Genomic DNA, 14,423 nt, shown 5'->3' on the forward strand with positions numbered 1-14,423 from the left:
TCATGATTCGCTAGGATAAATCGTGTATATTAGAGCTCTTGCAAAATCCCTATGAAACTGAATCGGATGGAACACGAATGAAAACAAAGACCCAATTTGTCTGTAATCAATGTGCCGCAATTTTTAAGCAATGGGCTGGACAATGCACCCATTGTGGCGCATGGAATTCGATTGCAGAAGAAGGTATGCCAGTAAATCGTAACTCGCGCAGCGGCTCATGGGCGAATCAACGTTCAGTAATCACTGCCGTAGAAGATGTAGTGATGGATAATGAACTACGGATGGATTGTGGCTTATCTGAACTTAATAGAGTACTTGGCGGTGGTTTGGTGTATGGTTCTGTGGTTCTTATTGGAGGAGATCCGGGCATTGGTAAGTCCACGTTATTATTGCAGACGCTAGCTAATCTTTCTATGCAGGAGACTGTTTTATATGTAACGGGTGAGGAATCCTTGCAGCAAGTAGCGATGCGCGCCAAACGCTTGGGTTTGCCTTTGGCAGGTTTAAGACTTTTAGCGGAGACACAGGTTGAATCAATTATTGCTCAAGCACAAAAGGAAAACCCTAAAGTGATTGTGATTGATTCGATTCAAACTATTTTCACGGAAACCATAAGTTCTGCTCCGGGTGGAGTAAGTCAAGTGCGTGAATCAGCAGCACAATTAGTTCGTTTTGCCAAACTGACCCAGACAGCGGTATTTCTGGTGGGACATGTAACGAAAGAGGGTGCCTTAGCTGGGCCGCGGGTTTTAGAGCACATGGTGGATAGTGTTTTATATTTTGAAGGTCAAAGTGACAGCCGGTTTAGAGTGATTCGTGCTATTAAAAATCGTTTTGGCGCAGTCAACGAATTGGGTGTATTTGCCATGACCGATAAAGGCTTAAAAGAAGTGGCAAACCCTTCAGCGATTTTTTTATCGCGTCAACCTGAGCCTACTTCGGGTAGTGCAGTTATGGTAACTTGGGAAGGATCACGTCCTATGCTGGTTGAAGTCCAAGCGCTAGTTGATGAGGCGCACGGACAACAATCCAAACGCGTTACTGTTGGTCTTGAGTCCAATCGGTTGGCTATTTTACTTGCTGTCTTACATCGACACGGAGGAATTGCGACCTATGACCAAGATATTTTCATTAATGTAGTGGGTGGCGTCAAGGTAACAGAAACGGGTTCCGATTTAGCATTATTAGCTGCTGTAGTATCCAGTTTACGTAACCGGATTTTTGACCGGGAAACCATTATTTTTGGTGAGGTCGGTCTTGCTGGTGAAATTAGACCGGTACAAAGCGGGCAAGAACGATTAAAAGAAGCAGCAAAACACGGGTTTAAGCGTGCTATAGTGCCTTTTGCCAATGCCCCCAAGCAACATAATGCTTCAATGGTTATCGAACCTGTTAAATATTTGCATGAAGTTCTGGAAAAAATGTAGTTCTTGATTGTAGCCTGGGTGCAGCGCAGCGGAACCCGGGATCGGTAATATTGCATTCCCGGGTTCCGCTGCGCTGCACCCAGGCTACAAGGAGTATTGTTGTAACGCTTCAAAAATTGATGCATGATAAAAATACAAAGTCTTTACCTTTTTGCTGTTTAATCAACAATAGGAGCAATGATGACTTTTCCAGCCAAGCTAAAATTTGCATTTATGGATATGCTAACCCGCAACAAAATTTCGTACACTCAGGGTTGGTCGAATTTTATGGGAAACGTACGTAATCCCTCTGCTGTGGTTGTTGATGTAGAAAATGAAGATCAGGTCCAATTGATCATGAAAGAAGTAAAACGAATGAATGAGAATCGGACTTCAAAAGATAAAATTACCTTAAGAGCTACTGCCGGTTGGGAAAATAAAGAGAAATCTGAAGGCTGTTGCTTATTTCCCTGGTCTAAAGTTCAGGATGACAAATACGGTAAAGGGAGCTTTTCTTTTTCAGAAGTAGTAGGTGGCAGAGCCTCGCCTCAAGGTGAAGGTACAGACATTATTATTCGCTTCAAAAAGAAATATCATAAGGCGAAAGTTCTTGGGCCTCTTAATACCAAACCAACATGGTTTAATCCCAATAATCCAATACATCAGCTTCCTGCATCACTGGTCGAAGTAAACGCAGGAATGCAAATAGACGATTACTCAGAATTTTTGCGGAAACATAATCTCTCTTCAACAACGCTCAGTATGCTCAGTTGGGCGAGCCTGGTGGGATTAGTAGGCACTGGTGGTCATGGCACCGGCCGTGATGAACCGGCTGTTAGTGGTTTGATTGAGTCAATAAAAGTGTGTGATATGGATGGAACTATTCGTGAATTAACTCCTGATCATCCTGATTTTCAAACGTTACGCGCAGCACACAGTGGCTTTTTAGGGGTTGTTCTTAGTGTGAAAATGCGTGCAGTGAAAGCATACAACTTACGCGAGACAATTACATTATTTCACAACACTGAAGAAATGAAAGGCAAACTGGGAGATATATTAAAGAATAATCACTATGTCAGTATTATGGGAATGCCAAGTTCTTCCAAGTCTGAGCTGAGTGAAAACATTCACCAATGGCAAGTGCGTATGTGGAATTTCACTACCGAGAAACCAACTCAAAATAGCAAAGCTACTTATCTGCCATCAATTACTTCGTTACTCCAGGAACTGGGAGTAAAATTAGGTGAGGATTTGATGGATTTTCTTGTTAATTCGGACTTAAAAGTTTTGTTGCCGGAATTTATGTTAATTGCTGCTGCTCAATCCATTGAAGCGCGTGGGACAAAACCTATAGTTGATTTTGAAAACCATATTACGCATCCGCAAGTTGCTTTCCCCGAAGAACTCCGTGATGTCGATTATTTTATCCCTGTAAAAGATGACAAGGCAGGGGAGCATTTGGAAAATATTTTGCAACAAATTGAACTGCAGGTAAACAAGGCGGCAAAACGTGGGGAATATCCGATTACTTATGCAGTGTACGTTCGCTATTTGAAAGGAACTAATGGTGGGTTGTCTACAACCAGTACGAGTGCTCAAGATGAGCATGTTATTGCTTTGGATGTTGTGACTCATCCTCAAGCACAAGGCATTGCTCGTTTTGAAAAAGAATTTTTAGCGTTTTTAAAAGAACAAAAATTAGAAGTAAGAAATCATTTAGGTAAAAATTTTCCAGCTGGCGTGGTTCATTATGCTCAATTTTTGGACTCTAAAAACATGAAGCAATTTATAGAAGCGGCAGAACGCTGGAATGCAACACCCAACAAGGATGATGGCGCAGAACGTTTGGCTATGGCTCCTTATTACACAAATTATTTCCAGGAAATGCTTGATTTGAGTCCAAGTTTGGAAAGCGAGCTGGAGAAGAAGAGTATCGTAGGGGAAAATCTTGCACCAAAAACAGAACCAATAGAATATACTAAAGAGGAATATGTAACATTTTTAACTCGTTTATGTGACGTAGTTGACTTAATGCCAATACAGGGTGAGGCAGCAAAAAATGCCAAGGCGACTTTTTTAAAGACGTGCCAGCATGAATTGGAAAATCGAAGGCTACGTGATTTGGTTATTGCTTAAATTTGGAAGATGGTATTCCTGCGAAACAGGAATCTATTGGTTGAGCATTGTCAATATAAAAATGGATCCCCGCCTGCGCGGGGATGACCGATTTGAGTAAAGTTAAATACTAAATACTCTTCGCTTGGCGACTATGGGACATAGAGGCAAGGTTAAATCGGCGAAGTACAGAGCAAGGCATGCAGACTTTTGATTAGGCTTTGTTAAAATTATATCGGGATGGAGCAATTTCCAAGGAAAATGCAATTAAATATGCTGATTCAAAAAATAATGTTGGTCTGCAAATTCGTTTAAATAGCGCAGACTTTGATTTACAAGCTGATAATCTGACTATAGAAGGTGATTGATTTTTTTGATCTCTGTGTTAAAATTTAGCGCAATTTGATTTCGATTATGATCTATGATTCATGCCTGAATTTTTCCAACTTGAAGACATTGAGCTAGGTCCTGCTTCACATGCAACGGGTCATGAAACGTATCTACATGCGATATATACTCCTCCCAATAAAAAAAGACCTCCTTATCGAGTCATTTGTAAGAAAAATAAATATGGTCGCGCTGAACTTTCTCGTTTGGAAGTGATGTTTGGTCAATTAGCTCGTCTGCTTTTATTATCTAATTTGACGCCTCCCAGCAATTTGGTGGTAGATGCCCACAATAATATTAAGGGTTTGGCAGTGGAGCATCTTGGCTATACCATCGCAAACAAGGAAGGCTCAGGTACCTTTTTTTATGCTTTTAAGGACAAAGAAACAGGATGTGACTATGTCCCTCCAGCACAATGCGATGATCCTACCCAAATACCCATTTATTTTATGGATAAAGTGCCTCAGGGGTTTTATGCACGTTTAGTCGAAGCGGAGATAGATGATAAGTTAACCATTGATTATGAGTCCTTAGCCAGTATTCTCGCTACTTCCTATGCCTTGGAAGAGGATGATTTACATAAGGGAAATTATGGTTTTTATCTGGTAGATCGAGGAGGAAAACCCCAGGTAGTATTCTTCAAAATTGATCATGATTTGATGTTTGTAGACAGCATCATGGGGTTTCATACCCGTCGTCCTTTCCATTTATTGCATGGCGCTCATGCTTTTGACATCACAAAAAGTGATCTCAAATCTCTGGTGTGCTTAACCAATTCATCTAATTCCTATTGGCCCACAAAATTTGGTTATATTTCTAATCCTTTTGACAATAAAGAATGTCATAATTATGCCGATATTAATGCTTTTTCCCGGTTACTCAATAATCCTCAATTTATTCAAGCGAAATGGAAGTCTTTTTTTAAGCATATTTTAATTCCGAATGAGCTCATAGTGCAGACATTAGAGGAATGTGCTGATACGACGAAAGCCCAAGATCGGGCAGAGGTTGCTTTAATGACTCAAACTGCCATGGCACGGCTTGCACGTTTGCGGGCAGCACTGTTTTCGATAAAAGAATTCCGTACGTATGTGTGCGGATTAGATCAAAAACAATTCGATGCTTTATTGAAAGAAATCATTCCGCCAAATTTGACTGAGACGCTTGGGAAAGAAGTTCAGAAGTCTTTTACTCAATATCGAGATTTATGTAAAGAACCCCATGGATTTGAAAAGGGGGATACGCCGCTACATACAGCAATTAAGCTGGGTGAATATCGTTACGAAGAAACTTTAAGCATGTTTAGCGAGTTTATCAATGTAAAAAACAAAGCAGGTAAAACTCCTTTGGATATTGCATTGGAACGGGTGAGAGCTGGAAACACTGAGGAACATGATGTACGCAAAAATGCAAAGCTAATCAGTAAGCATTTAATAGAAAATGGAGCGGACACCACGAAATATCCCAGTCTTATTCCAATAATTCGCTCTTATTCTTTTAAAAATCCTTATCTGGAAGGAATTAATGCAAGCATGCACTATAGAGACTTTAAAGATATTTTAACCCGGATAGGTGAGGATCATCGATTTTGTCTCAAATTTAAAAAGAATTTGGCACGCGAATGCATTGAGCAGTTTATCAAAGTAAACGAGGGGCGCCCTGACTTTGAAAGCCGATTGGAGCGATTAAGAGACGATATAAATGGGTATTCATCCGAAGAAGAATCTGCAGGCGTAAAATATATACGTCAGTTACGCAGCCGGTTCTGGATTATTCGCCAGCTGCGAGGGTTGTATGGCTGGACTTCAACTCAATGGGAAATTCATACCATGATAAACAAAGCGCTGCTAGAGAAAAAAGTCAAGGAACCCAGTTCTTTTTCATTCTTTTCTTGCAGTAATGAAATGGAAAACCCCATTACTCCTGACTCGCAGAGTCCATGTTTCGCAATGTAATGTAAACAGTGTAAAATGTAGCCTGGGTGAAGGCAAAGCCGTAACCCGGGGTTTCGGTTTCGGACTAGGAATAACTCTCAAAACCCGAGTTCCGCTGCGCTGCACCCGGGCTACATTACCTCACCAAAGCTTCCTTCAAAAGATGTTCCTCCCCAATTTTTGTCAATAATCCCTTTACTAATAAATCGATGAATGCTGGAATATGGCCATTGAGTAGGTACCTCCACCAATCCATGTTTTACTGGATTATAATGAATGTACTCAATATGCTTTTGATAATCTATTTCATTCCTTATTCGATGCTCCCAAAATCTTCTTTGCCATAAGTTGTATTCGCCTCTTTGATTAGGAAGCAGGGGTAATCCAGATTTTACTAAGGAACGAGTAAAATGAGCTTTTATTAAAAGCCAGCGTCGAGAGTAATCAAAATCGTTATAGGGTAATTGCCATATTACATGCAAATGTTCCGGTAATATAACAAAAGCAGGCATCTCAAAATGTGCATTTTTACGAACCTCTCTAAATGAATTGCCTAAATCTCGGATGTGCGATGTGAGTAAACTTGAGTATCTGTCACGTAATGTTAGAGTAAAAAAGTACGTACCGCCTGCGGTAAGGTCACGTCGATAATGAACCATATTTGTTGAAAAAGGTTGGATTTTCCATGTGTTCAGAATATCAAAAAGGTAGGAAAATAAGAAGCAATGCCTAGGCTACACGTTGATGTTCGTAATGTAATGTAGCCCGTGCAGCGCAGCGGAACCCGGGTTTTGAGAGTTATTCCTAGTCCGAAACCCCGGGTTACGGCTTTGCCTTCACCCAGGCTACATTAAATCGGGGCTAATGAGTTTGCATTTGTCCCAAGCGGAAGGGATAATCATGCCGGCAACGGGCGTATGCGGCGCCAATCTTCGTCGGATTGGGATAAAATGCATAGTGGGTGGCTTTATACGCACAGCAGGGGACTGCACTGACAAAACAACCTCTTTTCGCGTTCCAGCGATAATGGCCATCTTCTGCAAGCTGCAATGTTCTGCCATCAAAACAGACATAACGAGGTTGTGAAGGAATCTCGCCAATAACACAACCTTGAGCATAAGCAAAATGTGTTAATGTTAAGAAAAAGCCAAATAGTATGATTTTCATCACTTAATCCTTTAATCTTGCTATACTAATGTTATAACGTTAGTTCATCTTACTGCCTTTATTCAAGCGGGATGTACTTTTTACGATGAAAATTTAAGGTTTATTTAATAAAATAAGTTTAAAATAGATACATAATAGTTTGTGGAGTATGTAATTATGGCTACAAAAAATGCTCAGCTTTTACTCGCACTAAAAAATTCTACTGAATTAGGAAAACAAAAACCACTAGATAGAAATAAGGCATTAGACGAGATACTGGCGGTTGAACTTGGTACTCCAATTACACCTGAGCAGGCAGAAAAATTTAAAACTGCAGTAATAAAACATCTAGATTTTTGGATAGCAGTTGACGCACGAGTAAAACCAGATGGTTTTTCTGTCTGGGCTAACTGGGCTCCGAAAGTTCTTGGTGGAAAGAGTTCAACGGACAACCATAAAACAAATGATTTTCTAGATACAAATGATTTATTGGATACTTTTCTACAAATGAAACAAGCTGCTGCCGAAGAGCGCGTAAAGTTCGGCTTATCAAGTGCAGATGAGAACGTTTTAATTGATATTTTAAAACATAATGGACAACAATGCAGAGAGTACTTGGCAGAAAAATTACGTTCAGAAGTTAAACTCAATGAAATACCTGGATGGGATCCGTCTAATGAAAATGTTCTCTCTACAGCTGCATTAATGAATATTAAAACAGAAGCGGCAAATGATTTATTATTAAAGTTACTTGATAAACCTGATCTGAAAGAATCTAAGATATTTAAAAAATTAATAGATGCGCATACTTCAGGTGTTACTGCGAATGTTCAAGCAGCTGCAAGAGAGCTTGCTAAAGAAGCAGGAATAGTAGATCCAACTGCACTCGATGCTTTCGCGAAAGCTTTAACTAAAGATTTAACTAAAGCGATAACTGATAAGGCTGACGCTCGCCACAAGGCATTGGAAAAGGCTGAGCATTTAGCGGAATTTAAACAACAACTTAAAGATTATGAATCTAAGCTTACGCCTGATGTTCTGGTGGGTAAAGGAGCTCTCTTAAATAGGAATGATGGAGCTTTCCTAACTGAGCTTTGCTCTGTGCATGAATTACCTGCTGGTCCTTATAACAATGGACTTATTCAGGCGGAGCCTGAGATTCAAAATCTTGTAAAAGAAATGCATAAGCGTTTATGTGCAAAATATGTGGAAGAAAAATTAAAAAGAGTTGCGGCGCCTATAAATGTAGTTCATATGGCAGATGCAATTAAAGAAAACAGAGGGGGGGGGCATTTAAAAACTGCGTTACAACAGTTTATTCCTGGTGAAGGTGAAATACATGATAGAGCTGTATTGGAGTCTTCAGCAAAATTTAAAGCGGCTTTAGTAAAAAGGTATGTAAAGGAATTGACGGGTACGCCTAACAAAGCACTTCTTGAAAAGCTTGCCAAACCAGAAACAGATATTAAGGAAATTAGAAGAGAGTTAGCAGCAAAAATAGCTAATGGTGTTACCCATGAGCATTTAGAGTGCCTGCAAGACGTTGATCTAAAGGAGATAAAAGAACATGCTCGTCTTGAAGCGTTTAAGTTGTTAGTTGGCGAAGGAAATCATTCTAAATTAATCGCCGCATTTAGTTCGTTACCTGATAAGAAGCAACAGGAACTCCTTAACCTTAAGCCTGAGAACTTACGTTTTATATTGAACGCACAGACTAAAGAACAACTCAAGCATTATTTGGGAAAGGATGTTAACGGCAAAGATGATTACCTTGATGGGATAGTTACAGAAAATAAAAACAATGCCTTTTTTAAACAAATAAATAATACTGAAATAGCAAAAATTTTGGCGAGTTTTGATAAACCACCTATCACGGATATGAACGATGCCAAAGTTAAAAAGATTAATGATTTTTTATTTAGTAAGCGTGGTGATGATTTAGCCCAGCATGCTGATTATAGCGCGGTGATTAATAAGCTTTTTAAAAAATCAGGAATAGCAGATAATGTTGCTAACCGAAAAGCTTTTTATAACGCATTTAATTTAAATGATAATGGGACCGCTTTTACTACTCCACCAGGAGTCTCTGCTACCAATACAGTTACCGATAGAATCAAAAGAGACCATGGTTACAACCAGCTCTTGCACACTAAGTTGAATGCAGTTAGAACGACACCTCCTCTCCAGCCTGGTTATGAAAAATTATTGGATGTCTTATTAAGGGTAGAAAAAACAGCCCAATTTAATCCTGATCACACAAATTCAGATGATGTACGCGATAAATTTTATAATAGTCCGACTTTAGAGGCGTTTCTTGCCGAGCCTGAGGTGGCAACAATAAGGGATAAGCTCAAAGAGACGCTTTCTTCTGATGAATTTAATGCAATACGAAAAGAACTCAAGGCCAATAAAGCTGCAAGTAACGATCATAATGCTACTGCTCAATTAGAGAAAGATATCAAGGAAGGACAAAAAGCACATAAGCAGATTTCTGAAAAGACGCTAGCACTTTTCGAGCGTATGCAGAAGATAAGGGTTATTCGTGGAATTAGTGCTGAGCTAGGTGTCAATGGTGCCAAGGCTCCTGAATTCGTAGGGCTATCCCAGGAAAAACTTAGGGGCTTTGATAATAACTATAAGAAATTACAAAAAGAGTGCTTGGATAGCATTGCATACTTAGAACAAGCTCAAAAAGAGCTTGAGGCGCTTAAACCTACAATCCCTGTTAGGCTAACTCCTCCTCCTCCCGCTACGGCAAAACAAATAAAAGAGCGTGACGAGGTAATTAAGAATGCAAGAGCTTTAGAAAAAGATATTGATCAAAGACTTAATATAATTCAAGTCCGATTAGATGATTATAGAAAGGTCTATAAGGTAACAACCGAAGAGATATTACCTGCTCTTGAAAAAGCATCTAGAAGCTCTGAGAGAGTAACATATCAAGCTCCAGATCTTACTATCGGTCGTCGGAGCCGTCAAAATGCTTTGGATATGGGGCATAAATATACACTACATGATCCAAACATCATCGCCGAGCCAAAACCTCGGAACACTGGGGTTACGACTAATACGGATCCAACGTCACTTTTTCAAGCAACAGGAAAACCAGATCCTGGCGAGGTGATTTGCTTTGATACAAAAAAACCAGCAACAATCGTGGTTCAAGGATCACGTGGTACTATGACGACTGAAAACGTCGATATTGAAGGACGTTTTACTTATGATCCATCACCCCAAGGCGGTATTTCTGGAACGATGAAGGGAACTGATGTTACCCGTGCTATGCCAGGAAGATATGAAGTCGTACAGTCTCCAAGGCCTACGAATGATCCCGATGGTAAGAAGAAAGCGCAGGAAATTACAGATGAACAAGTCAATTTTTATATGAAAATGGCTACACAGATCCTTTCTAATGTCAAACTACCGCTTGAGAAAAAAATAGTACTAGAGGGGGTTCGTGGCAAGGAGGACGAAGTAAAATATTTATATACTTCATTACTTCTTGTTGGTGAAAAGATGGGTCTTAAGCCCAGTGACTTAAAGGTCATTGGCGATGCTAACTTTAACCCGCAAGCAGAAAGAAAGAAGACAGCTGGCATAGACAGAGGATTTTCTGACACCTCTTTTTATAATGCGATATTCAAAAGCCGAAAAGATGATGGTATTGTCAGGGATCATATTGACAAGTTCAATGAACAACGCGAGCAAAAGAAAGAGCAAGCCAAGACCACCGCAAAGGTAAGCAGCAGCTTACAGAGTACTATGAAGGAAGAGTTCAGTGTGGGTAGGGAGATTGAGAAAGAGGCTAAGGAGAGACAAAAGCAAGAAGGCATATCGCCGGAGGTTGCACGAGCAATAGCTAATAATGGTTAATGTTATACACTAATAACTACTAATGAATAACAATAAGGGGTTATACAATTGAACTCAAACCAATTGGCAATTGGTGTATTTGACTCAGGGATGGGCGGTTTGACGGTTTTGCGTGCGTTGCGAGAGGGGTTGCCGCACGAATCATTTATCTATTTGGGGGATACTGCTCGACTTCCTTATGGCACTAAAAGTCCGGATACAGTAAAACAATATGCCATGCAAATGGCAAAATTGCTGGTAGAACGACGAATTAAGGCGTTGGTGATTGCTTGTAATACCGCAACGACAGCTGCATTGCCCTATTTGCAAGAAATGTTACCTGATATGCTTGTGCTTGGGGTGGTGGCTCCAGGTGCTGCGGCAGCAGTTGCAGCAACTGAAAACAATCGCATTATTGTTTTGGCGACTGAAACGACCATTGCATCGAATGCATACCAGCAGCTCATTACCCAACACTTGCCGCAAGCAATCATTAATACTCGGGCGTGCAGTGTATTAGTTGCTTTAGCAGAAGAAGGAATGGTGACCAATCAAGTAGCTCGCGAGGCATTAAAGCATTATTTGGATGGCTTTACTAACGAAGATACGGTTCTATTAGGATGTACGCACTTCCCGGTATTTAAGCCTTTGTTACACAAGTTACTCCCTCAAGGCGTTACTATAGTTGATTCAGCACATGCAACCGCACTGGCGCTGCGTCAGTTGCTCGAAAAACAGGGTTTGTTGAATGATATTCCTTCATTAAGTAGTAAAGTAAACTATTTAGTAACGGATTCAATCAAACGTTTCCAGATTGTAGGGGAGATATTTTTGGGCGAGCGATTAGCGTTAGATAGTATCGAACTTGTGGATGTGAAGTCCTAAATAAAACTTCCATGAGTCACAGGGGGTGGTCCTGAGAGGCGTTATTCTTTTCATTATTCTTTATTCCTACGTCCCACGGCTTGTCCGCGGAATCCTATTGCAAGCATTTCTAGATCCCGCGGACAAGCCGCGGGATGTAGGAATCTAGTGATGTATTTATTAAATAACGGCAATACACCGAAAGGCTTCAATTACCTCAGTGCTTCCTTCATACTATATTTTCGTAATATGGAGTTATTCTTCCTTGGGTGGACGGCTCATTAGATTTTGAACTACCTGTTTGGGACTAATTTTTCCTTGTAACAGTGCATTAATTTGTTCACAAATAGGCATTTCAACATGATGTTGTTTGGCGATAAAGCAAACTTGTGATGCGTTATATTTTCCTTCTACCACTTGGCCAATTTGCTTTTCTGCTTCAATGATACTGATATTTTTTCCCAGAAGTAAACCAAAGCGGCGGTTTCGTGATTGATCATCAGTACAGGTTAAGACTAAATCACCTACACCCGCCAAGCCAAGGAACGTCTCTGCGCGTGCCCCTAAAGCAAGCCCCAGGCGCTCCATTTCTGCTAACCCACGCGTGATTAATGCGGCTTTGGCATTCGCTCCATAACCCAAGCCGTCACTAATACCACAGCCAATCGCCAAGACATTTTTAATCGCACCACAAATTTGCACACCAATCAGGTCATCAGTCAAGTAAACACGAAGATTATTGTGGTGAAGCAATTCACGAATTTCTTTTTGATATTCTGAATCATTAGAGGCTAAAGTCACCGCTGTAGGTAAAAAATGTGCTACTTCTTTGGCGAATGATGGTCCTGAAATAATTGCCTGTGGGAACGTGGAACCAAAAGTTTGACTTACTAAATCGCTGAGTAATTGATGGCTTTGTGGATCAATTCCTTTGGTCAGCCAGGTTAAGCCACGGGGTGCTTTTTTTATTTTAGTAATAATTGTTGCAAATGCATGGGAGGGTACGGCAATAATGATGTAATCAGCTTCTGTATATTGTTCAAAATGAGCTGTGGGTTCCAGTGTTTTAGGAAAATCAATATCAGGTAAATAGCGTGCGTTTGTTTTTTTTTCTGTCATAAGAGCAACATGCTGCGGATCATGTCCCCATAACGAAACACGATGTCCTGCTTGCGCTAGATGAATTGCAACTGCAGTGCCCCAAGAGCCGGCACCTAATATAGCAATATTTTTTTTGTTCATTTTATGCTCTTAAACAGAGGTTAAATAGAGTTTGGGTGCAATGTCATTAAGTTAAAGGATTTTATTTCACTTTAACGACAAGGCTTTGTCCTGAGGAATTCCCAAATTTTGCCCTACGTACCGCGCTTTATGCGCGGTATCCAGAACGATGCTTTTAGGATATTGCTGAATTTTTTAAAGCAAAATCCCTGGATACCGCGCATAAAGCGCGGTACGTAGGGGGTTTATAAAAATTAATTATTTAATTAAGCTTGTATCCTATCTCTTAGGTTTGTCTGCACACTGTTTTTTTAGTGTGGGTCCTTATATTTCCTAAGCTTGACCTTCTTTTTGTTTTTCTGCAACCTGTTGCATGTATAAGGCATCGAAATTAATGGGGGCCAATACCAGTTGCGGGAAACTGCCGCGGATTACTTGCGAAGTAATCGCTTCACGAGCATAAGGGAACAATATATTGGGGCAGAAGCTATTTAATAAATGATCTAATTGGTTTTCTGGAGCACCTTGAATGGTAAAAATACCTGCTTGTTTTACTTCCACCAGAAAAGCCGTAGTTTTTTTGTTGGTTACTGTAGTAGTCACTGTCAATACAACTTCATAAACGCCTGCTTCCAGTTTTGTGTTGCTGGTGTTGATTTCAAGATTCAGTTCAGGTTCCCATTGTTGCTGAAATACAGCGGGTGTATTCGGTGTTTCAAACGATAAGTCTTTAGTATAAATTCTTTGAATCATGAATTGAGTTTCATTCTGATTTTGTTGTGTTTGGTTTGCTTGTTCACTCATGATATTGTTATCCTCTTAGTAATTGGTCAAGTTTTCCCTGAGCATCCAGGGCATATAAATCATCGCAGCCACCAATATGTTGGCCATTAATGAAAATTTGCGGTACAGTACATCTGCCGCTTTTGGTTATCATTTCATCACGTAATTCCGGCTGTAGATCAATACGAATGTCCGTAAATGAAGTGTGCTTTTGTTGCAACAATTCCTTGGCTTTAACACAGTAGGGACAATAGGCAGTACTGTAGATAATCACTTCAGCCATAATTTTATTTTCCTTTAACCAAAGGTAGCTCAGCATTTTGCCAGGAAGTAATTCCACCACTAAGAATATGAGCTTGGTACCCTTGAGCGCGAATTTTGCTGGCAAAAGTTTGAGCTTCAAAAGCTCGTGCAGAGATCAAAATGATCGGTACATTCTTATATTTATCCATTTTTTGTTGTGCAAAATCTTCGCTTTTGACATTGATTGAATCAATAATATGTCCTTGCTTAAAGGCTTCTTTGTCCCGCAAGTCAATGACTACAGCATTTTCATTATTAATCAAATCAACAGCGGCTTGGGGAGTCAGTTCTTTTGCTTTCTTTTTTTGGGTGACTAACTCGTTGATAAAGATGAGGAGTAAAATCACAATGAGGGCGAGCCATAGCTGCCAGTGATTCATGATAAATTGACCTAAATGTTCCATGTTCTCTC

Annotated in this window: 11 protein-coding genes and 1 pseudogene; 6 read left to right on the top strand and 6 right to left on the bottom strand. The window is 40.1% G+C overall.

The window, feature by feature from the left end; translation table 11 throughout:
- Positions 1-77 precede the first annotated feature (77 nt).
- From radA to ankK, 4 genes and pseudogenes are all read left to right on the top strand, one after another.
- Positions 78-1,427, top strand: coding sequence for a DNA repair protein RadA (radA, locus tag DY223_RS03030; protein WP_058460836.1), 1,350 nt, complete (start codon positions 78-80; stop codon positions 1,425-1,427).
- 180 nt (positions 1,428-1,607) lie between these two features.
- The gene (locus DY223_RS03035; RefSeq protein WP_058460835.1) at positions 1,608-3,542 is read left to right on the top strand and encodes an FAD-binding protein; all 1,935 of its coding nucleotides are present in this window, start codon (positions 1,608-1,610) and stop codon (positions 3,540-3,542) included.
- 161 nt (positions 3,543-3,703) lie between these two features.
- Positions 3,704-3,889, top strand: a pseudogene (locus DY223_RS03040) (type IV pili twitching motility protein PilT); the annotation flags it as partial.
- A 60-nt stretch (positions 3,890-3,949) separates the two neighbouring features.
- Entirely contained in the window at positions 3,950-5,863 is a 1,914-nt protein-coding gene (gene ankK / locus DY223_RS03045) for a Dot/Icm T4SS effector AnkK/LegA5 (protein WP_058460834.1), read from the top strand.
- A gap of 110 nt (positions 5,864-5,973) precedes the next feature.
- On the opposite strand, the gene DY223_RS03050 is transcribed toward ankK, so the two are convergent.
- Positions 5,974-6,501: an REP-associated tyrosine transposase gene (locus DY223_RS03050; RefSeq protein WP_058460833.1), complete on the bottom strand. Its 528-nt coding sequence runs from the start codon at positions 6,499-6,501 to the stop codon at positions 5,974-5,976.
- A gap of 202 nt (positions 6,502-6,703) precedes the next feature.
- Positions 6,704-7,009, bottom strand: a complete 306-nt coding sequence (locus tag DY223_RS03055; protein ID WP_115684273.1) for a hypothetical protein — start codon at positions 7,007-7,009, stop codon at positions 6,704-6,706.
- 156 nt (positions 7,010-7,165) lie between these two features.
- Between DY223_RS03055 and DY223_RS03060 the strand changes: the two genes are divergently transcribed.
- Positions 7,166-10,861 (top strand): hypothetical protein, encoded by a 3,696-nt coding sequence (locus DY223_RS03060; protein WP_058460831.1) that lies wholly within the window; start codon positions 7,166-7,168, stop codon positions 10,859-10,861.
- Positions 10,862-10,909: 48 nt separating this feature from the next.
- Entirely contained in the window at positions 10,910-11,725 is an 816-nt protein-coding gene (gene murI, locus DY223_RS03065) for a glutamate racemase (protein ID WP_058460830.1), read from the top strand.
- A gap of 234 nt (positions 11,726-11,959) precedes the next feature.
- On the opposite strand, the gene DY223_RS03070 is transcribed toward murI, so the two are convergent.
- The 4 genes from DY223_RS03070 to DY223_RS03085 all read right to left on the bottom strand — a co-directional run bounded on the left by DY223_RS03070 (position 11,960) and on the right by DY223_RS03085 (position 14,415).
- On the bottom strand, positions 11,960-12,946 hold the full coding sequence (locus tag DY223_RS03070; protein WP_058460829.1) for an NAD(P)H-dependent glycerol-3-phosphate dehydrogenase: 987 nt from the start codon (positions 12,944-12,946) through the stop codon (positions 11,960-11,962).
- Between the two features lie 312 nt (positions 12,947-13,258).
- Positions 13,259-13,729, bottom strand: coding sequence for a protein-export chaperone SecB (gene secB / locus DY223_RS03075; protein ID WP_058460828.1), 471 nt, complete (start codon positions 13,727-13,729; stop codon positions 13,259-13,261).
- 7 nt (positions 13,730-13,736) lie between these two features.
- Positions 13,737-13,991, bottom strand: coding sequence for a glutaredoxin 3 (gene grxC, locus DY223_RS03080; RefSeq protein ID WP_058460827.1), 255 nt, complete (start codon positions 13,989-13,991; stop codon positions 13,737-13,739).
- A gap of 4 nt (positions 13,992-13,995) precedes the next feature.
- Positions 13,996-14,415, bottom strand: a complete 420-nt coding sequence (locus tag DY223_RS03085) for a rhodanese-like domain-containing protein (RefSeq protein WP_058460826.1) — start codon at positions 14,413-14,415, stop codon at positions 13,996-13,998.
- Between the last annotated feature and the right edge of the window lie 8 nt (positions 14,416-14,423).

It is taken from the genome of Legionella bozemanae, from assembly GCF_900450575.1.
GTDB lineage: Bacteria > Pseudomonadota > Gammaproteobacteria > Legionellales > Legionellaceae > Legionella > Legionella bozemanae.